Annotated in this window: 13 protein-coding genes; 5 read left to right on the forward strand and 8 right to left on the reverse strand. The window is 41.6% G+C overall.

Annotation, left to right across the window (positions count from 1 at the left end; all coding sequences use genetic code 11):
• Positions 1-71: 71 nt before the first annotated feature.
• From K1X61_15815 to K1X61_15845, 7 genes are all read right to left on the reverse strand, one after another.
• Complete coding sequence (locus K1X61_15815) at positions 72-1,700, reverse strand: arylsulfatase (protein MBX7110117.1); 1,629 nt, start codon at positions 1,698-1,700, stop codon at positions 72-74.
• 78 nt (positions 1,701-1,778) lie between these two features.
• On the reverse strand, positions 1,779-2,240 hold the full coding sequence (locus K1X61_15820; protein MBX7110118.1) for a hypothetical protein: 462 nt from the start codon (positions 2,238-2,240) through the stop codon (positions 1,779-1,781).
• An 81-nt stretch (positions 2,241-2,321) separates the two neighbouring features.
• Entirely contained in the window at positions 2,322-2,789 is a 468-nt protein-coding gene (locus tag K1X61_15825) for a hypothetical protein (protein ID MBX7110119.1), read from the reverse strand.
• Positions 2,790-2,942: 153 nt separating this feature from the next.
• Positions 2,943-3,452 carry a DUF1269 domain-containing protein gene (locus K1X61_15830; GenBank protein ID MBX7110120.1) on the reverse strand — a complete coding sequence of 170 codons (510 nt, stop codon included), beginning with the start codon at positions 3,450-3,452 and terminating at the stop codon, positions 2,943-2,945.
• 115 nt (positions 3,453-3,567) lie between these two features.
• Positions 3,568-3,921, reverse strand: coding sequence for a response regulator (locus K1X61_15835; GenBank protein ID MBX7110121.1), 354 nt, complete (start codon positions 3,919-3,921; stop codon positions 3,568-3,570).
• A 335-nt stretch (positions 3,922-4,256) separates the two neighbouring features.
• Entirely contained in the window at positions 4,257-4,865 is a 609-nt protein-coding gene (locus tag K1X61_15840; GenBank protein ID MBX7110122.1) for a response regulator, read from the reverse strand.
• A complete protein-coding gene (locus K1X61_15845; protein MBX7110123.1) occupies positions 4,866-6,482 on the reverse strand; it encodes a hypothetical protein in 1,617 nt (538 codons plus the stop codon). It abuts the gene before it with no gap.
• Between the two features lie 797 nt (positions 6,483-7,279).
• Between K1X61_15845 and K1X61_15850 the strand changes: the two genes are divergently transcribed.
• Positions 7,280-9,352 carry a T9SS type A sorting domain-containing protein gene (locus K1X61_15850; protein ID MBX7110124.1) on the forward strand — a complete coding sequence of 691 codons (2,073 nt, stop codon included), beginning with the start codon at positions 7,280-7,282 and terminating at the stop codon, positions 9,350-9,352.
• A gap of 265 nt (positions 9,353-9,617) precedes the next feature.
• Here K1X61_15850 and K1X61_15855 read toward each other — a convergent pair whose 3' ends face one another.
• The gene (locus K1X61_15855; GenBank protein MBX7110125.1) at positions 9,618-9,863 is read right to left on the reverse strand and encodes a hypothetical protein; all 246 of its coding nucleotides are present in this window, start codon (positions 9,861-9,863) and stop codon (positions 9,618-9,620) included.
• Positions 9,864-10,466: 603 nt separating this feature from the next.
• Here K1X61_15855 and K1X61_15860 point away from each other — a divergent pair.
• The 4 genes from K1X61_15860 (at position 10,467) to K1X61_15875 (ending at position 21,497) form a co-directional block, all read left to right on the forward strand.
• Positions 10,467-13,268, forward strand: coding sequence for a T9SS type A sorting domain-containing protein (locus K1X61_15860; protein ID MBX7110126.1), 2,802 nt, complete (start codon positions 10,467-10,469; stop codon positions 13,266-13,268).
• 1,781 nt (positions 13,269-15,049) lie between these two features.
• Positions 15,050-17,656, forward strand: a complete 2,607-nt coding sequence (locus K1X61_15865; GenBank protein MBX7110127.1) for a T9SS type A sorting domain-containing protein — start codon at positions 15,050-15,052, stop codon at positions 17,654-17,656.
• 161 nt (positions 17,657-17,817) lie between these two features.
• The gene (locus K1X61_15870; protein ID MBX7110128.1) at positions 17,818-19,317 is read left to right on the forward strand and encodes a T9SS type A sorting domain-containing protein; all 1,500 of its coding nucleotides are present in this window, start codon (positions 17,818-17,820) and stop codon (positions 19,315-19,317) included.
• Positions 19,318-19,538: 221 nt separating this feature from the next.
• Positions 19,539-21,497: an FG-GAP-like repeat-containing protein gene (locus tag K1X61_15875; protein MBX7110129.1), complete on the forward strand. Its 1,959-nt coding sequence runs from the start codon at positions 19,539-19,541 to the stop codon at positions 21,495-21,497.
• Positions 21,498-21,828 lie beyond the last annotated feature (331 nt).

Consider the following 21,828-nt stretch of genomic DNA (forward strand, 5'->3'; position numbering starts at 1 on the left):
ATTTATATACATCATTGATAAACCAACGGTCACTTATTGAAATGGCCGTTGGTTATTTTCAGATAAGATTATTATTTATCCTTATTCATGTCTTTCATCTTCTGCTCCAGTTCTGCCTTTAATGCAGAAAGATTGAAGCTTGCACCAGCTTGCATAGGCGGATAGTCAAGAAACGTTTGGGCTATTTTGCCTACCTGCTGCTGAACAAAAACATAACGCCAGAATTGGAATTCATACCAATCAAAATACATCATAGATTGCCCCATACCTGTACGTTCGAATGGATCGAGGCGCAGGTTAGTCAGTATAGGCCAGTTTGGCTTAACAGTTCCGCCAAGCCAACCACCTGGCTGATCTACGAAACGATACTTGAAGTCATCGAGGCGAACCGCCCCCATTGTGGACTCTGCAAAATAATATACTTCATGTCGTGCAGAGGGACCTTTGCCGGTAATGAGTGCAGTCTGATCATAACCATCCAGGTGGTTTTTATAAGTGTTACCATCAATAGTTTTTCCCTTAGCTAATTCATCTATTATGTTCGGATTACCTGCAGCTGCTAAGAATGTCGGGAACCAATCCAATCCTGAAAATATATCGTTTTGAACAGATTCAGCAGGTACATGTCCCGGCCAGCGCAGGATGCAAGGCACACGGAAGCCTCCTTCCATAACAGTGCCTTTACCTCCGGCAAAAGGAGTTTGACCGCCATCCGGCCAGGTAAAGTTCTCCGTACCATTGTCAGTTGTAAACATAACAATCGTATTATCTTCCATTCCGTTGTCTTTGAGATATTGCATAACAGACCCAACAATGTCGTCAAGCTGAGCCATACCTGCTTCAGAAATAGTCCAATTATTTTCGGCATTACGCATCTTTTCATACTTTGGTGAGAGATGTGTAACGGCATGCATCCTAGTAGGATTAAGCCAGCAGAAGAACGGTTTGTTATCTTTCTTTGCCTTATTCATAAATTCAATTGAAGAAGCAAGAAATGCATCATCCACTGTTTCCATATTGTATTTAACTCCTTCAACCGGATGTGGTGGCATTGGACCTTCGTCCACTATTTTCTGTTTGCCAATCTTGCCCCATCGTGGCATTTCTGTTGCATCATCAGTAGTAGTAGCCCAGGAGTGAACAATGTTACGAGGACCAACAGTGTTTATTAAATCCTTTGGATAAGAGGGATCATAAATGTCTTCCATGGCATCCAGATGATACAAGTAGCCGAAGAATTCATCGAAGCCATGAACAGTTGGAAGGAACTCATTCTTATCGCCTAAATGGTTTTTTCCGAATTGTCCGGTTGAATAACCCAGGTCTTTAAGAGCGCTGGCCATGGTACAGGCCGCAGACGGTAAACCGATAGCTGCACCTGCCTGCCCAACGGTGGTCATTCCCGTCCGAATTGGCAACTGTCCTGTAATGAAATTTGCCCGGCCCGCAGTGCAGCTTGCCTCGGCATAATAATCCGTAAACCTCATACCTTGTTCAGCGAGCTTGTCGAGATTGGGCGTTTTAACAGCCATCATACCTTGGTTATAGGCTCCGATATTAAACCACCCAATATCATCAGCCATGATGACTACAATATTTGGTTTGCCTGCAGGTGCTTTTGCAGCATCCTTTTTTTGCGCTTGTGCACTGATGCATGTTGCAGCTATTAGCAGCGTGGTTAACAGTGATTTTAATTTCATAATTTATTTAGTTTAAAATTTAATTGAATATTTATTTAAGAAACATTGCAGAGAAATTTTCTGAATATTCCTGAAGGGCTAAGCAGTTTGTAAACTATCCACTTTTAATTTAGCATCCAGCACTTCCAAAGCTGCTTCTTCTACATCGGCCAATGCAATCAAAGCCCAGTCAACACAATCCTGTGCATATTCAACAGCATCTTCATAATCCCATTCCGCATCGGTTAATTTAATGTCATGTTTCCTGGCAGCTACTTTTGCTTCAATGGCAGTTTTCTCTGCACTGGCAGCAGCTTTCAGGTGAGCCAGCTTTTCTTTGAAAGAACTTTTTGCCGTTGAAACTTTTCCTTCTACAGTGGCCTTTGTTGCATCAGCTTTGGAAACAAATTCGCTTTTCTTTTTTTCTGCATAGGCTTTTGCTTCAGCAATTTGAGCTTCTAATTTTTCCTTGTTATTTGCCTTTGCCTGTGCAATTCTGTCTTCTACGCTTTTTGCTTTTGAGGATAAAGTGGCTAACCCATCAGATAATTTGTGTGACATGTTATTATGATTTAAAGTATTGCCTACTTTGTGAAAACGGTGTTCGGCATGTCCGCTTTATTTTTCATTGTTTAACCATCCTTACTGAGCTGGGGTAATTCCGGCTGCTTTCATTAAAGCAGTTGCATAGTCTTTGATTGATTTAGAATCGGCTGCGGAGATTTTGCCCTTTGCAGTTAATTCATCCACTTTGGTTAATTCATCTTTCACTTTAGCAGCGTAAACAGAAGCCTGTGTGGCATCTTTAGCATTTACGAAATCAACAATATGATTGCCAATTGCCTTTGCATACAGTTCGGCTTCCTTTCCTGCAAAAGTTGGCATGGGAACCTTACTCATTAGTTCATCTGCATTTGCAACAACTACGTTTGCAACCGCATTTACGGCATTTGCGTCTGCCGCTGCTCTTTGTTCGGCTGCAACAGTAGCCTGGTCTTCCGCAGTTGCAACTGCTTCATCAGCTTTTTTTGCAGCATTATCAGAAGGTGAAGAACAGGACCAGATGGCAAGCATAATACCTGCACTTAAAATGAATTTTACGCTTTTCATTTTTTTAAGATTTTAGTTTTGGGTTGCCTACTTTGTATCAACGGTGTTCAGCTTGTCCGTTTTTATTTTTGAATTGTCCGGTATAGTTATTAGTATGCTCATTGAAATATCGGTTGATGAATGCACCAACCGATATTTAAACGGAAATAGTGATTAAGCTGCAACAGCCGTATTAAGGGCTTTTCTTAGCGCTTTTTCAGCATCCTTATCGAGTTCGGTTTCAAATGCCTGAACCTTATACTCCACTAAAGCTGCTGTAACAGCTGCGATGGTTGGCTGGTCACCGATAATTACTAATGCTGATGTATCAGGCAGCAAGGAAGCAGCAAACGTGTCCAGAACAGGATCGTTAAATTCCACATTCAAGCTTGCTCCAACAAAACCGCCCATTGAACCACCTAATGCCGCACCTGCAGCAGTGCCTGCCGGTCCAAGCAATGAGCCAATTAAACCTCCCACCAATGCCCCGTATCCGATACCTCCGGGAACATTGCTGCTGTCCTGTGCCCATGTACTGTGTACACGATAAGTCCCTCTTTTGTTTACGGAAATTTCAGCTACATCATCAAGCCAGTAATAGGACGTATTGTTCCATTCTAACTTGTCAAGTGCCTTTCCTGCCTCGTTTTTCCCAGAAAACGTAAATGCTTTAAAATAACTCATGATAAATAGATTTAAATTGTTTATGCCTACTTTGTAAAAACGGTGTTCGGCTTGTCCGTTTTAGGATTCTGTTGATTATCATTATTCAATTTCAACCGCTTCCGCTGATGTTTGTTTATGCATGAAGGTTATACTTAATTAAATCCATCAATGCTTCGCCATCCACCGGCTTGCGCAGAAATGCTTTCACACCATATTGTTTACAACTTTCACGCGAACGCACATCTTCCAATGAAGTTATCACAATAGCGTTGATACGTTTCTTATCCGCCGAAAGCTTGTGCAGCAAATCCAACCCGCTCATTTTTGCGAGGTTAATATCAAGCAAAAGCAAATCGTTATCCGAGTAGCTTGCATCAGCCAAAAACGCTTCTGCATCTCCGAAAGACATAAATTCCATTCCCGCCGCATCAAGGAAAATCTCAAAAGAACGCCTCACTGAACTATCATCTTCTATAATGTAAATCACCCGGCAAAAATAGATTGCATCAGAAGTGTTGTCAATAGAATGTTCATTCTATATGCAGCGGTTGAAAGACTGCATTAAGGCCATAAATATTGCCTGTTCCCTGAGGGATGAAAGGCCTGTCTAAACTTCTTTTTTTGTGCTGATAGTTATGGTGATACTTAAGGTCTTCATGCACCCTCACCCTGAAGGGGATACCCGCTCGTTTGCGCCCTTTGGCTCTGACAGCGATCGGAAAGGGGAGCGCATTGACGGTGTTTCATTTATTAAATATCCATCCAGGCTTTAAGAATGGTGTTGAATTTAGAAGAAAAAGGTCTTTGAAGCTCAATCCTGCTTTAAGAAATAATCCCCGCATCTCTTGCAATTGTTATCATTTCGGGAATGGATTTTACACCAAGTTTATTGGTTATGCTCAACTTGTGCAGCTGAACAGTATGTTCTGATATGTTGAGTTCTCCGGCAGTTTGTTTGTTCAGCATTCCGGTAATAAGAAATTTCAAAATCTCTGTTTCTCTTGGCGTAAGTGATTCCATCAGCTTTTTTGCGGCTGCTGATTTATCATGTTCTGCCTTTAATTTTTCACTTAGCAGAATAGCCTCTGATATGGAATTCAGCAGCTCCTCTTCCTTAAATGGCTTTTCAAGAAAATTGATTGCACCTTTCCTGATGGTTTCCACACTCAAATGCACATTTCCATTGGCTGTAATGAATATTATCGGCAAGTGTTGCCCTGCCTTTATCAGTTCCTTCTGCAGTTCAATCCCCGATTTCCCGCCAAGATTAATATCGAGTATAATGCAGCCGGTACCCGTATGCATATCCCGCTCCAGGTAAGTTTCTGCACTTTCATAGGTTTCAATTTTATAATCGTACGCACCAAGAAGCAACGAGAGCGACCGTCTCACCGAGATGTCATCATCAATAATAAAAACAATTGCACTCATTTATTTCTTACGGATTACAGGGAGACTGAAAGCAAACATAGCCCCACCTGAAGGAATATTTTCAAACATTATTTTTCCATTGTGTTTTTCAATTAACGATTTGCAAAGTGCAAGACCAATACCGAAGCCTTCCTTTTTTGTAGTAACAAATGGCTTAAATAACTTTTCTTTAACTGCTGCAGCAAGTCCCGGACCGCTATCCGTTACCGATACAACAGCTTCATCTTGCATCACTTTTAAAACTATTCTCAGGTTTTTATTTCGCGATTCACTTTCCGCCATCGCTGTAAATGCATTCCTTATAAAATTCATCAGCACTTGTTGCAATTGAATTTTGTCTCCGAGTACAACAGTAATTTCAGTTTCCAATTCAACATCAATCGATATTCCCGCTCGTTCCGCTTCTGTTCTCACGAGGTCCAGGGTCTCATCAATAAGGGCATTGAGACTAACATTTTCCTTGCCCATCGGTTCTGATTTCATCAAACTCTTTACACTGCGGATAAGTTTGGTTGCCCGCGATTCATCTTCCAATATATGCTCAAATAATTGTGTGGCTTTATTTGCATCCAATTTATCATTAAGCAAAAATTGTTTGCCCGCCTGTGCTGTGAATCTTATCGCTGCAAGCGGCTGAAACAACTCATGCGATAAGGAAGCAGTGAGTATTGACATTTTAGAAAGCCGATCGGTATGTTCCAATTCCCTGTGCATTCTCTCAGTAACCTGCATTTTTTTATTGAGTGCTCTCTGTCTTTTATTGGTGCGGTATAAATAAATGATAAGCATCATTTGTGTAACGACGAATAACAATGTTCCAAACAGGTACCATTTATATAGTTCAAAAAAACTTGTTTCCTTATTGTAAAACAAACTCCCTGAAGGAATAGCCTTTGAGTCAGTCAAATGCCATCGATTCAATTCCTTCCAGTCATACATGTATTGATAGTTCGATTTTTCGTCAACAGTTATTTCAGAAATTGGTTTGCCGTTCATCATTTCATTTGCTACTCTACCGATTTCCTCACCAAGCTTAACGTAACTGAAAAGATAACCACCAATGCCTCCTCCCTGTCCTTTAAAACCTCCATCGGTTATGCTCAGAAACACAGGTGCAGGCGAGTTTTTTGAAATCAAATCCATTATTTCAGGTGTTGAAAAACTAACCCTGGCGGCATCCTGCAAATAAGCGGTGACAAATACAATACTTTCCGGTGGTATGGTTCTTACGAAACGGATGGTTGAATCTAAAGTTTGATTAGAAACAAAATTGAATTGGTAGGCAGGCTCAAATTCAGTTTTGCATTGCCTGACTAATGACGTATAATAGGCATCAAGTTTCGATACACCACTTATTACAAAAATATTTTTGCGATCCGGAAATAAGTCAAAGGCATGTTGCAACGTTTGGGAAGGTTGAAATCGAAGGAAAATTTCTTTACTGTTACTATTGCCAAGGTCATGTATCGATTTTCTTCCCGGCAAATCAAGGTCAACATTAATCATGTTAAGTGCCTTTAATGCGCTATCACCATATTGAAGCAAAGCATCATTAACACCAGGTCCAATGCTAATCAACAAGTCGATAGTAAACTCATTCACCTTTTCGTTGTACATGTTAATAATGTACTTGGCATAGTCATCATTGGTTGAACGACTGAGGTCGAGGTACTCCGTCATAATGTTTACCGGTTCATCCGTACTGCCTTTAATGGTATTGTCCAGTCCGGTCAGAATCTTCTCGAAAGCAGGCAGATTAGGGCCAAAAGAAAACAGTACCACAACATTTTTTACCCGTTCCTGCGAAAAAGCCTTATAAGAAGTATGGAAGATCAATAAGAATAGCGGAGTGAAGACTCTTATTGGAAAAAGCAATTTTTTGAGATGATACATCCTTAATTAAATCAAGGTAAGTGGTTAAAAGTAATAATACTGGAACTATGTAGGTGGCGTGTAATGCTCTCTAAGATTTAAAACATCCGCAATCAGCTGCTGAATAACTTTCTGAAATGTTAAGATAGCAAATCCTGCTATCCAACAGGAATTAAGCTGCCTGTTTCAAAAATGCTTTGGCAAAGTTGAGACAGGTGCCAGCGATACCACTGCTGCCCAACAAACAATAACTTGCTCTCCTGCACAACCTTAACGAATCCTCTCCAAATTTAAAATTTCCCGTTTACATATCTGAAAATATGTATATTTAGGCACAATACTAAAAATACCATTCGCTTACTCCCCTTTTAATTACCGACGGTTGGCGACTATCATCTTCATGGGCAGGTTAAATGTCCTGAACGTTGCCTAACGGGTAAAAAGAAATGACAGGAACGAACAAATCCGGATGCTCATAGTTAAGTAATAATTGAGATTACATCATAACTGCTTCCCATTTTAAGCAATAAAATATTTCAATTATGAAAATATTCCAAACTACCCTGATGCTCTTTACCTGTTTCATGACCGTAAATGCACAACAACCAACCATTCATTGGCAAAAATGTTATGGAGGTTCCTCTACCGATAAGCCGGGTTATGCTCAAAACATGGTGGTGAATGCTGATGGCTCCTACACTGTTGCGGGTTATTCTAACTCGACAAATGGATTAGTTACAGGAAATCATGGCGTATATGATTATTGGATAACAAAGTTCGACAATGCAGGAACACTCTTGTGGCAGAAATCATTAGGTGGCACTGGTACGGAAAAAGGGTATTCATTAATTCCTTCCAATGGAAGTGGATACCTGGTAGCTGGTGAAGCTTCTTCAAACAATAGTGGCAATGTAGGCGCAAATCACGGAGGGTCTGATTTCTGGCTGACGCAACTTGATAGTAACGGATTATTGGAATGGCAGAAATGCTATGGTGGCAACGGAAGTGATGTTGCTTATTCCGTTCGTCAAACCATTGATGGCGGCTATGTTGCTGTGGGCACCACATTTTCAAATAATAACGGCGATGTTGGCAGTACGCATGGCAGTTATGATATATGGGTAATAAAAACGGATGCGTCCGGCATCTTGCTTTGGCAATCATGTTTGGGTGGTTCATCTTATGACATTGCATATGATGTGCTCCCTACAAATGATCACGGGCTGCTGGTTGCAGGATATACTTCATCCACGAATGGTGATGTTACGCTCAATCATGGCGGAGAAGATTGCTGGGTGGTGAAACTAGATAGTCTTGGCAATAAAATATGGCAGAAAACCTTTGGTGGAAACGATGACGAACGAATCTCATCTATACAACCAACCATGGATGGCAATTATATTTTTGCGGCTCAAACTGCTTCAAATAACAATGGCGATGTGGGTGCTAACCATGGTGATTACGATTTCTGGCTGGTGAAAATTGACGGATCAGGAAATATATTATGGGAAAATTGTTTTGGAGGCTCTTTGGCGGAAAGAGCTTCATCCGTAATTGAATGCAGCGACGGAGGTTTTCTGCTTTCCGGCACTACCGATTCAAATAATAATGGCGATGTTTCTGCTTCGAATGGCGAAACAGACTATTGGATTGTGAAAAGCGATCCATTGGGAACGCTGCAATGGCAAAGATGCCTTGGAGGCAGTTTTGATGATTATGGAATTCAGGCTTTGCCTATATCAGACGGTGGCTATATTGTCAGTGGCAATACGCAATCTCAGAATACTGGTGATGTGGGGGTTGGTTATGGCGGCTATGATTTTTGGCTGGTACAACTGAATCCTGCCTGTACGCTGCCATCAATCAGCATCAGTGCCGGCGGAACAACCAGTCTTTGCAGCGGAGAAAAAGTGAAATTGACTGCTTCCACCCAAGTTAGCTATCAATGGCAGAAGAATGGGATAAACATAGCCGGTGCTACAAAAAAGAGTTATACGGCAAAGGATCCCGGCACTTATTTTTGTACTACGAACAATGAATGTGGTACAGCAACCTCCAATGGCATTTCTGTTACCGTGAATAATTTACCTTTAGCAAAAATTACTCCCGGCGGTATCAAAAACATTTGTGCCAATCAACTTCCCTATACATTGTCTGCCAGTTCTTCAACTTCACAAACTTATCAATGGTTATTGAATGACAACTCGATCAGCGGAGCAACCGGCCTTACCTATGCTGCTCCTGCTGCAGGTTCATACAAAGTCGTCGTAACAAACACCATGACCGGATGCAGCAAGACATCAAAAGCAACAGTAATAAATGTAACGTGCAGGCAAACCGACATAGCAGCAGCAGAAGCTGCTATCTATCCAAACCCGAATTCTGGTTCCTTCATATATATGATTCATACAGCAGAAGATCTGACAATGAGCATTACAATAGCCAATTCAATTGGTAAAGTAGTGTATCATTCCTCGGTAGATTTGGTTGCCGGCACTAATGAAATTCCAATAAGTATTGAAAATGCAACAGACGGAATCTACTTTGTAACCCTTGACGGAAGGAAAGACATTCCTCAGGTGTTCAAGTTAATTGTTACAGACGCGGATAAATAGCATCGGTGTTCTGAAACTAAACATAATACAATCTTGGTAAGCCCAAGATGCGCCCCAAGTTTCAATCGTCGCGAAATGCAGGAGCAGACCAAGTTGGACTGCTTATAAGTTTCCATAAAATCAATCGACCCGTGGCATTGGTCAAACTGGATATGCATCTTATGGCTTAAGTCTTACGACCTAAACCTTACCAAGCGCACTCTTGCAATATTGTGATTACAAACATTAGTCTAGCTTCAATGTCACCGTTTCCGCTTCAACCAACCTACTCCTGCAGAAACCCCATACGCTCCCACTCAGCTTTGTTCACCGCAATAATCGCATCTGTCGTATCTCCGGATTTATTGGTATTGAGTGCGGATGGGACACGAGTCCACAGCAGCTTGTTTGGATTCTGCGCGTAAATATTTGTTTCAATCATGCAGGTTTTGTCTTCGGGGTAGTAGTCCGCTGAAAATACCGGTAACCACACGACCCGGCATAACCTGTTCCTTCCACATAGCTGACTCATGTCCGCGTTATTCAGGCGCTTAAGCACGATACCTTCAAAGCCATCCCTTTCAAGCTTTGCGCGACCTTCCGATCGTTGGTATCGGATGGCAACAGGTAACTGTAAACCTGTACACGTTAGTCAGGTTAACAATTCCGGACTAACGGGCGATGAAATACCAAACGGTTATTTGCCTGGCTTCAGAATTATTGGAGAAGCATCACCAGACATCACTACTATTTTGAAGATTTCAAGGGCTTTGCTCAACTAGTTTGCATCATGGTGCTTGTCAAAACAATTTTGAGATTGCTTCTTGTTGATTTATCCTTGTCAGTGATTCCATAAATGCGGAATCCATTCAGGGTTCTTCTTAAGCGGAATGAGTGATGAAGTCATCCGATGACTTCCAAGCAGTTTTTCTTTTTTGCGGGTTTGTATCAGGTCATATGATTACTGCTGCTCCAATCCGCTCCATTGGTGTACTCCGGACAAGCGCAAATCCGAAATCCGCAATTCCCTGCCCTTAAACCTGACTAAAATCATTTCCACTCCTGCCTGAGATCATTGAATTTCTGTATTTGAATTTGCAAACTTTGATCATTCATTTAATCAAAATATATGCATATGAAAACAATCAGATTATTACTCGCGATTTTATTTGCTGCCGGCTTAACCAGTAGCCGGGCACAGGATACATGGACACAAAAAGCTGATTTTGGAGGAACAGCAAGATATGGAGCGGTAGGATTCTCGATTGGGAACAAAGGCTATATAGGCACTGGTGGACAGGAGCAAAACCCAACTTCATATAATATTGATTTTTGGGAGTATGATGCGGCATCAGATGTATGGACTCAAAAAGCGGATTTTGGTGGTGAATCCAGATTATCTGCTGTAGGTTTCAGCATCGGCACCAAAGGATACTTGGGAACAGGATATAAATATGATGGAGCATACAACTATTACAAAGATTTCTGGGAATATGATCCTTTGAACAATGCATGGACCAAGAAAGCTGATTTTGGAGGTGTTGCAAGGAGAAATGCCGTTGGATTCTCCATTGGCAACAAAGGATACATCGGCACCGGCGGCGCTTATCCATATTATTACACCGATTTCTGGGAATATGATCCCTATATTGATACCTGGATACAGAAAGCGGATTTTGGTGGAGCTGCACGTGGATGGGCTGTTGGTTTCAGCATTGCCAATAAAGGGTACATTGGAACAGGAAGGAACTTGTATTCGGGTTCTATTATGATTGATTTATGGGAATATGACACTGAAACTGATAACTGGCTACAACGTGCTGACTATCCAGGGTATGCATTTCTATATTATGGAGCAAGTGGTTTTTCCATCGGTAACAAGGGGTATTTGGCAGCAGGTTATTCAAGTACACATAAAGATTTTTGGGAATATGATCCTATAAGCAATACCTGGACCAAGAAAGCTGATTTTGGAGGATCGGGCGTAGATGGGGCTGCTGCATTTGCTATTGGTGGAAAAGGTTACGTAGGAACAGGGGTGACAGTTCTACCAGGATCCAATACTTACTATAATTATCTTTGGGAATATTCTCCAGCCATATGCACCGGATTGACTATGTATTTAGATGTCGATAGTGATGGTTATGGTCATATTGAAAACAGCTATTTTTCGGCGGATTGTATTGTCCCCAATGGATTTGTTTATGACAGCACCGATTGTAATGATATGAATGCAACGATTAATCCTGGTGCCTTAGAAATCTTGAATGGCATTGATGACAACTGCAATGGAATTATTGATGAACCGCAAGATGCATGGACGCAAAAAGCAGACGTAGGAGCAATTAAAAGAATATTCGCGGTAGGATTCTCCATTGGTAATAAGGGATATATTGGCACCGGATTTGATGGCACTATTTACAAAAAGGACTTCTGGGAATATGACCCTGTAACTGATGTGTGGACACAGAAAGCCGACGTTTTAAAAGGTAGTGTATATGATGCAACTGGCTTTTCAATTGGAAGCAAAGGGTATGTTGGTGTTGGGGCTGTCGGTAGTGCCTTACGGAAAGATTTCTTGGAATATGATCCGGTTACTAATGTATGGACAAAGAAATCCAATTTTGGAGGTGCAGCAAGGAGTAAAGCGGTTGGATTCTCCATTGGTAATAAGGGATATATTGGCACCGGATGGGATGGCACTTCTTACAAAAAGGACTTCTGGGAATATGATCAAGTTAACGATACATGGTCAAAGATAGCAGATTTCGAAGGTGAGGAAAGGCAAGATGCGACAAGCTTTGTGATTGCAAATAAAGCTTATGTTGGAACTGGCAGTTCGTCCGTCGATTACATGAATGATTTCTGGGTATATTACCCTGATACGGATAAGTGGGTACAGATAGCAAACTATGCAGGTGGAATGGTAAGCAATGCAAGTAGTTTTTCAATTGGAACTAAAGGGTATGTGGGACTTGGGTACGACGGTGTTAGTTCATCAGAAAATTTCTGGGAATATGATCCAGTAACTAATATTTGGACTAAGAAAGCTGATTTTGGAGGCGGCACAAGGAATAGCGCTGTTGCATTTTCCATTGACGAAAGAGGCTATGTCGGAACCGGCTGGAACAATGCAGGTAGGAAGAATGATTTCTGGGAATATTTGCCGGCAGGCTTGTGTACCGGATTAACTGTATATTCAGATGCCGATAGCGATAATTATGGCGATGCTGCCAACAGTTTTTTCGCAGCGGATTGCATTCTTCCAAACGGGTATGTTGGCAACAGTACCGATTGCGATGATGCGAATGCAGCAATATATCCTGGTGCCCTTGAAATATTCAATGGCGTCGATGACGACTGCAATGGAATTGTTGATGATATCGTATGCAATCCTCCAACAGGACTGCTAACTGAAAACATTACTTCAACTTCTGTTAAATTCAAGTGGAATTATTCAGCAACCTCTTACAAACTGCGTTACAAAGTTGCTACCACCGGCACCTGGACATTGCTTGGGCCTACAGGACAAACAAAAACCGTGGATGGTCTATTGGCCAATACAAAATATGTATGGCAGGTAAAGAGTGTTTGCAATGTTGATCCGAAGATTACGTCCGAATGGTCGGCAAAGCAATTCTTCACCACTGCCCAGCTGAAAATAAGTAACGACAAGTCAACTTCCTTAAACCTGTATCCTAATCCTACTTGTGAAAACTTCACTCTGAATCTCCAATTTCATTCCGCCCTCAATCAATCAGTATCCATCCAATTGCTGAATGTCCTTGGCCAAATTATTTACTCATCTCAGGAATTCGTGAATGGTGAGTTAACCAAAGTAGTCACGATGCCGTCTTCAGCAACATCAGGATGGTACATTGTGAGAGTGGTGATGAGTGATCAGGTGATGGAGAAGAAGTTACTGTATCAGAAATAAAATGTTGCATTGATTTTATTCGGGCTCCGGTATTTTTCGGAGCCCGTTCTTCCATTACATGAAAGGCAGGTGTAGATGCAATCAACAATGGTGAATCCTTAATCTTTCATTGCATAATCAAAAAAAAGATGGTATTGATTTCCATCGACGGTATACCGTTCTTCCAGGTCAAACGCTCAGCGATACCATGCACTTTTGCAGCAATAGCATTTGTCTATGCCTCACTTGCCGAATCTCTGGCTTGTACGTCGTCAGAACAATGAGAAAACCCAATTCATCAAACATTACGGAAGGGAAGATTCAAATTTCCTTTTATCCCGGATTTTTCAATTGAAAAATCCCGCTCCGCTACGACTTAGAACTGCTAATGGTTTGTTCATTTTAATAAGAAAGAAAATGTTTCACAAACCCTAAGCAGTTCTACGTCGGGGTTAAACCCATTTCCATTTTGAACTGCAAAATGTGGGTTTATGCATGCAGCTAAAATAAAAGGCTGCCTGAAAAAGACAGCCTTATTGTAATAATATAGCTTCGGCTCAATCACCTTGTCACTGAATCAAAAGTTTGACGATACCACTAATTTTCCTCGTTGGCGCGGATTTGTAATCACTTCTGTTCGAAACATGCTCAAAAGCTTGCTGGGCATACGTTACAGGCAATCTGCTTTAGAGATTTTTATACTGAAAATGCAATGGGTTACAATTGGCACCATGCTTTTCCTGAGGGGAGAATAGTTCATGACTATTTGAGATAGGATTTTATGTTCACTTTTCCCAATAGAAATATGAATGAAAGTTACGCCAGTTATGGGTTCTGAAGGTTTCGAACACCTTTGATTTGTAATCCGTGCCTCTTGAGCAAAGGGATTTTCAATCCAGCCAGTATGAGTACGACGTTATATTTTTGTATTGATGGTGAAGGAAAATGAATTGAAAAGCCAAAAGTTCAATCGGTTAACATTAAATAAAATCCTACCCGCGCTGCAGCATATCCGGACTAACGAGTTAATCGGGAGATGAACTTTCTGGTATATTGAGGATTATAATCCTCTTCTCAGCAAGTCCGGCTTACAAATCAATGGTGTTCGAAACATAAGTAAACCCATGATGGACAAAGATTACAGGCAATTTATTTTGGGGCTTTGCATCATTAAGAATAATGGAGCATCAGTAATAATAGACTTTTGCTAAGGAGAACAAATTCAATGAACTGTTGGAGATTGATCTTGCTCTCGATTTACCCGGCAAAAATTTTATTGAAAGTCAATCCAGTTAAGGGTTCTGTAGGTTTCGAACACCTGTGATTACAATTCCGGACTAACGGGAGATGAAATACCAAACGGTTATTTGCCTGGCTTCAGAATTATTGGAGAAGCATCACCAGACATCACTACCATTTTGAAAATTTCAAGGGCTTTGCTCAACTAGTTTGTTTCATGGTGCTTGTCAAAACAATTTTGAGATTGCTTCTTGTTGATTTATACTTGTCAGTGATTCCATAAATGCGGAATCCATTCAGGGTTCTTCTTAAGCGGAATGAGTGATGAAGTCATCCGATGACTTCCAAGCAGTTTTTCTTTTTTGCGGGTTTGTATCAGGTCATATGATGACTGTTGCTCCAATCCGCTCCATTGGTGTACTTCGGACAAGCGCAAATCCGAAATCCGCAATTCCCTGCCCTTAAACCTGACTAAAATCATTTCCACTCCTGCCTGAGATCATTGAATTTCTGTATTTGAATTTGCAAACTTTGATCATTCATTTAATCTAAAATATATGCATATGAAAACAATCAGGTTATTACTCATTCTTTTTCTTGCAGCCGGCTTAACCAGTAGCCGGGCACAAGATACCTGGACACAAAAAGCAAATTTTGGTGGCACCGCAAGATCTGGAGCAGCAGCCTTTTCCATCGGAGATAAAGGCTACTTAGGAACAGGTAGCACACCAACAGTATCCGCCCTGTTTAAGGATTTCTGGGAATATGATCCCGCTGCAGATACCTGGACTCAGAAAGCGGATTTCGGAGGTGGCGAAAGGGCTGCAGCGGTTGGCCTTTCCATCAATGGGAAAGGATATATCGGGACGGGTTTCAGCGGCAGTTTTTGGGGAACCTATTACAATGATTTCTGGGAATATGACCCTGTTACAAATTCATGGACAAAGAAGGCGGATTTTGGAGGTGTACCCAGAAGTGAAGCTGGAGGCTTTACCATCGGAGGCAAAGGTTACATAGGAACAGGTTATACCTATACCATTGGCGAATATTACAGTGATTTTTGGGAATACGATCCTGCTTCGGATGTATGGACCAAAAAAGCTGATTTTGGAGGAGGAGATTGGGCTGATCCTACCGCTTTCTCCATTGGCAATAAAGGATATATGGGCACCGGGTGGAAGAATGGATTGAGCGCAAGCTTCTATGAATATGACCCTGCCACCGATACATGGACAAAAAAAGCAAATTACGGAGGAGGTGCCATACAGTATTCTGTAGGTTTTTCGATCGGAAATAAAGGATATATCGGAACCGGTGTCGGCAGTGCTGTTTTCTATGAGTATGACCCTGATTTAAACAAGTGGACGAAGAAAGCTGATTATGGAGGTGGAGGCGTTAATGTTGCCGCAGGGTTTTCAATTGGAAACAAAGGTTACATTGGAACAGGACAAACAAATATTGCCTTAAAATCTTTTTGGGAATATACCCCGGAAACCTGCACTGGTTTGACAGTTTATGCAGATATAGATGGCGATAGCTATGGTGATGCTGCCAATACCTACTTTGCAGCAGACTGCATTGTTCCAAATGGATATGTATCGAACAGCACCGATTGCAATGATGGAAGCGCAACCATTCACCCGGGTGCAATTGAAATAATGAATGCAACAGATGATGATTGCAATGGAATTATAGATGATATAGCACAAAATATATGGTCGCAAAAAGCGGATTTCGGAGGAACAGCCAGGGAAGGAGCTGTCGGATTTTCCATCGGCGGCAAAGGATATATTGGCACCGGATATCACAATGGCGCGATTTATAAAGATTTTTGGGAGTATGATGCCGCAACCAATGTATGGACGCAAAAGGCTGATTACTCCGGAAATACAACTTACAGGGGGATGGCCTTCGCTATTGGAAATAAAGGTTATGTTGGAACCGGGAGCGAAGGAGGAACCGATTTCAGTAAGGATTTCTGGGAATATGATCCTGCATCCAATACCTGGACACAGAAAGCGGATTTTGCCGGATCAGGAAGGTATGCTGTTGTTAGTTTCTCGATTGGAAACAAAGGATATGCAGGTACAGGATTCAACTGGGGAGCTAATGGTAACACCGCGACAAACCTGAAAGATTTTTGGGAATATGACCCAACAACAGATAAATGGACTAAAAGAGCAGATTACACGGGTGGAAATTGTGCTTGGGCAAGCGGTTTTAGTATTGGAACTAAGGGGTATATTGGAACCGGTATCACAGGTAACCCGTTCGGAGGAGTTGTTACCAATCAATTTTGGGAATATGATCCCGCTATTGACACCTGGACACAGAAAACCAATTTCGGAGGAACAGCAAGATCGGCTGCCGCCGGATTTTCAGTTGGGAGTAAAGGATATATTGGTACCGGCAGCGATGGCGGATATAAGAAGGATTTCTGGGAATATGATCCGGTTGCTGACACCTGGACAAAGAAAGCGGATTTCAGCGGGTCAGGCAGACAGTTCGCAACCGGCATTTCCATCAACGGGAAAGGTTATTTGGGCCTTGGTAATAATGGATCTTCGCTAAAGGATTTCTGGGAATATACTCCTGTCACAAATACTGCTTTATGTGAGGTGCCATCAGGTGAAGCAACAATAAATATTACCGGCACTACTGCCGATCTTGTTTGGAATGATGTTACTACAGCTTTGGGTTACGTGATTAAGTACAATACAGAGGGCGGAACTGGTAAAGCCAAAGTAACCTACTCCAAATCCAACTCAAAACCCATTTCCGGATTAACACCAAGCACTGCCTATTTCTGGAGGGTGAAAAGTGTTTGTTCAGAAGATCCGAAAGTTGTTGCTGAATGGTCAGAAAAATATTTCTTCACTACTGCCCCATTCAAAATCGGGGATGACCAATCCAATTCGCTTACTCTATATCCAAACCCTGTTTCGCAACAGTTCACGCTGAATATTGAATCAGGTTCAACCACCAATCAGGCAGCATCCATTTATCTGCTGAATGTTCTTGGCCAAACTGTTTATTCCTCTCAGGAATTCGTGAATGGTGAGTTGACCAAAGTAATTACGATGCCGTCTTCAGCAACATCAGGATGGTACATTGTGAGAGTGGTGATGAGCGATCAGGTAATAGAACAGAACTTGTTGTATCAAAAATAGTTGACGAAGCCGTTCATATGGAGAGACGGTTCCAAATGGAACCGTCTCCTCATTAAGGAATTTGTTTCTTTATAAATATATCATGAAGCTGATCCATGTCATTGGATTTCTCTTCACTTTGAACGAAACTTTGAGAATTACTTATTCTAAAAACTCTCGCTATGAAAAACTTAACAGCAATACTCATCATTCTATTTACAGTAGGATTAAACAGTATCCGGGCGCAGGATATCTGGACTCAAAAAGCCGATTTCGGCGGTGGTGCAATATCAGGAGCAGTAGCATTTTCCATTAACGATAAAGGTTACGTTGGCGCTTTTGGCACCGAAGCTTTCTGGCAATATGATCCGGCAACTGATGTCTGGACTCAAAAAGCAGATTATGGTGGCGGTTGCAGATCAGGGGCCGTAGGTTTTTCCATTGGCAGCAAAGGCTACCTGGGAACGGGTTCGAATGGTTTGACTCTCTACAAAGATTTCTGGGAATACGATCCTTCAACTAATATCTGGATTAAAAAATCCGATTATGGTGGTGAAGCTCGGAAATTAGCCGTTGGATTCTCCATTGGAAACAATGGATATATTGGTACAGGCTATGGTGGAACAATTTCAAACGATTTCTGGGAATATGAATCTGATGCTGATAAATGGACCAAAAAAACTAATTATCCAGGATTAGGACACTGGGGCGGGGTTGCCTTTTCAATCGACAAATTTGGATATGTAGGAACTGGAGTAGGGTCTGATGAATATCAAACCTATGATTTCTGGAAATATAACCCAACTTCTGATAAATGGAATGAGATAGCAGGTGTAAATGGATGGAGATCAGGGGCAGTTGGTTTTTCAGCAAATGGAAAGGGATATGTTGGCCTAGGAAGTGGTGATGCATTGGGCTATTTGATTGAATATAACGATATTGAAGAATATGACCCAATAAAAGGTTACTGGAGAATTACAAGATTTCCCGGGGGAGCCAGAACCGGTGCAGTTGGTTTCTCTATTAGCGGGAAAGTATACATTGGCATGGGATTTAAAATTTTAGGTTCATCAGACGATATTTACAATGATTTCTGGGAGTATACACCTGAAACCACACCTTCATGCATTGTTCCTACCGGCGAAGCAACAGTAAACATCACCGGCACCTCCGCCAAATTGAAGTGGGATATTGTTGATGAGGCAAAGCGTTACAACGTTCGTTACAGAGCTGCTGGAACCAATGAGTGGATAATACTTACAAATATAATATCCAACTCAATAGCTATTTCCGGCTTAATACCAAACACACTTTATCTATGGGAAGTTAAATGTATCTGTTCTGCAACTCCTGTTGTTTCTTCCTATTGGTCTGCAAAAGAATCCTTCACTACCGGGACACTCAGAATTGAAACGGACCCAGCAACATCAATGCAGTTATATCCCAATCCTGTTACTGAATCCTTCACATTGGATCTTCAACTCGGCACAACCACGGACCAATCAGCAACTATATACCTGCTTAATACACTTGGACAAACCGTTCATTCATCTAAGGAGGTAGTGAATGGCGAGTTGACCAAAGTAATTACGATGCCGTCTTCAGCAACATCGGGATGGTACATTGTGAGAGTGGTGATGAGTGATCAGGTGTTTGAGAAGAAGTTGTTGTATCAGAAGTAGTCGTTTATACTATTATACTTACTGCGGGCTCCGGAAATTTTTCGGGGCCCGCTCCTATTCATATAGCATTCAAGATTCTATGGTTAGTCATACCATCAACTACCATTCTGAAGCCCGGGAAAATTGATACGAATCATACTTTGAACTGACATTTATCATTCACAAACAGTACTTTAAAAATCATCTTTGTCCATTCACTCTTTAATCTAAAATTATGCTATATGAAAACAATCAGACTAATACCAGTAGTATTACTTATTGGCTGCTTAACCAGTAGTTGGGCTCAGTTAGCCCCCATCATATCTTCCTTTTATCCAACTTCAGGAGCAGCTGGCACCAGTGTGACCATTTATGGAAATAACTTTAATCCATCGGTAGCCGATAACATAGTTTACTTTGGCGCAGTAAAAGCAACCGTTACTGCGGCAAGCAGCTCCCAACTATCAATAGTGGTGCCTGCAGGTACTACCTTTCAACCCATATCAGTAACCAACACTGCTATCGGTCTTACCGGCTATTCTGGTTTTTCATTCGCACTGACTTTCCCGGGCGGAGGTGATATTACGTCCTCTTCCTTTGCTCCGAAAATTGACCTGGAAGAACCATCAGGAGGAATTACCGGTGATATTGATGGTGATGGCAAACCGGATCTTGTTGCCGCTGAATTTTATGGAGATATTTACATCCTCAGAAATACCAGCACACCGGGCAATATTTCCTTTGATCCTTTGATCGCATTAGGAACTGAAGACACCTACAATAACCTTTTACTCTCCGATGTGAATGGTGACGGAAAATTGGACATCGTTACCAGCAATTATTGGAATTTCCAGGTAGTCATATTTAAAAACCTAAGCTCACCGGGCGTGATTTCCTTCGGGCCGAAAATCACTTTTGCTGCCGGAGGTTTTAATGACGATATTGTAGCAGGGGATATGGATGGCGACGGCAAACCTGACCTGGCAGTAGCTAATAATGTAAATGGCACGGTTTACCTTTTCCATAATAACAGCACTATTGCAGACATCGCCTTTTCTCATACAGGAGATTTGTCTTTTGGCGAATGCGGCTGCTATGCTCCAAGGTATTTGGCACTTGGAGAACTGAATGGTGATAACAAACCTGATTTGGTTTATCCGAATAATGAAGACGACGTAATCGGAATATCAAAAAATACCAGTACCACCGGCTCGTTCAGCTTCACAAAAGATATACTAACCTTCCCTTTTGGAGAAAATCAGGCATACCAGGTCAATACAACAGATTTGGATCAAGACAGTAAACAGGATGTATTCGCAAGTATTGCCTCGGGGATTTCTTTTTGGAGAAACACCAGCACGGTGGATTCATTTACTTTCGATGCAGAGCAAAACTTCGCTGACTTTTTTTTCAATGCATCATGCGACCTGAATGGTGATGGGAAAGTTGACTTGATAGGTAGCAGCAGTGAGGGTTTCACTGTTTTGCAAAACAATGGAAACGCAGGCCTCATTTCTTTTATAGAAAAAGTGATACCCGGCTTAAGCGGATTTATTGCAATTGACCTGGATGGAGACGGTAAACCGGATCTTACGGATGGCTATTCTGTTTACTTAAATACTATGGGCAACAATATTGAATGCAATAATCCAACCGGTTTAGCAGTGAGTAATATCAGCAGCACATCAGCGCAGTTACAATGGGAAAATAATCCGACTGCATTGCATTACAAAGTGCAATATAAAGTTGCAGGTACGGGTGATTGGAATACGCTGGCAAAAATAACTTCCACCACTTACCTTCTTTCCGGACTAACTCCCAATACTTCCTACTATTGGCGCTCAAAAAGTATTTGTTCGAAAGAACCCAAAATTACCTCTGAGTGGTCGGTAAAACAACTATTCACTTCCGCACCAATGCGGATTGGCGATCAGCAAATGGTAACCCTGCAACTGTTTCCCAACCCGGTATCTGAAAACTTCACGATTAACCTTCGATTTACTTCCCTGCCAGATCAGGCTGTTGATCTTTTCCTGCTGAATACCCTGGGCCAGGTTGTTTATTCAGCTCATGAAATCGTTGGAAATGGTATGCTTAATAAGGTAATCACGATGCCATCCACCGCCACATCAGGCTGGTATGTGGTGAGAGTGGTGATGAGTGATCAGGTAATAGAACAGAAATTGCTGTATCAGAAATAGTTGCTTAAACTATCTTACTTACTACGGGCTCCTGAAGTTTACCGGAGCCCGTTGTTTTGGAGTAAGGATGGAAGTTTACCGTGTTGGAGTTCCTTCCGGAAAGTTTTACGCCGTTGGTCTTGATTTGTAATCATAGGTGTTCGAAACATCTTCAAAGGCTTATCCAGTATACATTACAGCTGTTTTAATCAAGCGTTTTCACCCATCTAAGCATTCCTTTGGCATCGTGAATGTGATTGCTGTCAGCGAGAAACCTACATGAGGATTTTTCGGAACAAGTTCAGACTCGATATTTAGACATTAAAAATGCTTTGGAACTGAAGTCAGTAAA

The sequence above is a fragment of the Chitinophagales bacterium genome (genome assembly GCA_019694975.1).
Lineage (GTDB): Bacteria > Bacteroidota > Bacteroidia > Chitinophagales > UBA10324 > JACCZZ01.

Excerpts from the sequence above, each read along its gene's own strand:
- K1X61_15825 (MBX7110119.1), bottom strand. The coding sequence starts at position 2,789 with ATGAAAAGCGTAAAATTCATTTTAAGTGCAGGTATTATGCTTGCCATC.
- K1X61_15830 (MBX7110120.1), bottom strand. The coding sequence starts at position 3,452 with ATGAGTTATTTTAAAGCATTTACGTTTTCTGGGAAAAACGAGGCAGGA.
- K1X61_15820 (MBX7110118.1), bottom strand. The coding sequence starts at position 2,240 with ATGTCACACAAATTATCTGATGGGTTAGCCACTTTATCCTCAAAAGCA.
- K1X61_15870 (MBX7110128.1), top strand. The coding sequence starts at position 17,818 with ATGAAAAACTTAACAGCAATACTCATCATTCTATTTACAGTAGGATTA.
- K1X61_15840 (MBX7110122.1), bottom strand. The coding sequence starts at position 4,865 with ATGAGTGCAATTGTTTTTATTATTGATGATGACATCTCGGTGAGACGG.
- K1X61_15865 (MBX7110127.1), top strand. The coding sequence starts at position 15,050 with ATGAAAACAATCAGGTTATTACTCATTCTTTTTCTTGCAGCCGGCTTA.
- K1X61_15855 (MBX7110125.1), bottom strand. The coding sequence starts at position 9,863 with ATGAGTCAGCTATGTGGAAGGAACAGGTTATGCCGGGTCGTGTGGTTA.
- K1X61_15875 (MBX7110129.1), top strand. The coding sequence starts at position 19,539 with ATGAAAACAATCAGACTAATACCAGTAGTATTACTTATTGGCTGCTTA.
- K1X61_15845 (MBX7110123.1), bottom strand. The coding sequence starts at position 6,482 with ATGTACAACGAAAAGGTGAATGAGTTTACTATCGACTTGTTGATTAGC.
- K1X61_15850 (MBX7110124.1), top strand. The coding sequence starts at position 7,280 with ATGAAAATATTCCAAACTACCCTGATGCTCTTTACCTGTTTCATGACC.
- K1X61_15860 (MBX7110126.1), top strand. The coding sequence starts at position 10,467 with ATGAAAACAATCAGATTATTACTCGCGATTTTATTTGCTGCCGGCTTA.
- K1X61_15815 (MBX7110117.1), bottom strand. The coding sequence starts at position 1,700 with ATGAAATTAAAATCACTGTTAACCACGCTGCTAATAGCTGCAACATGC.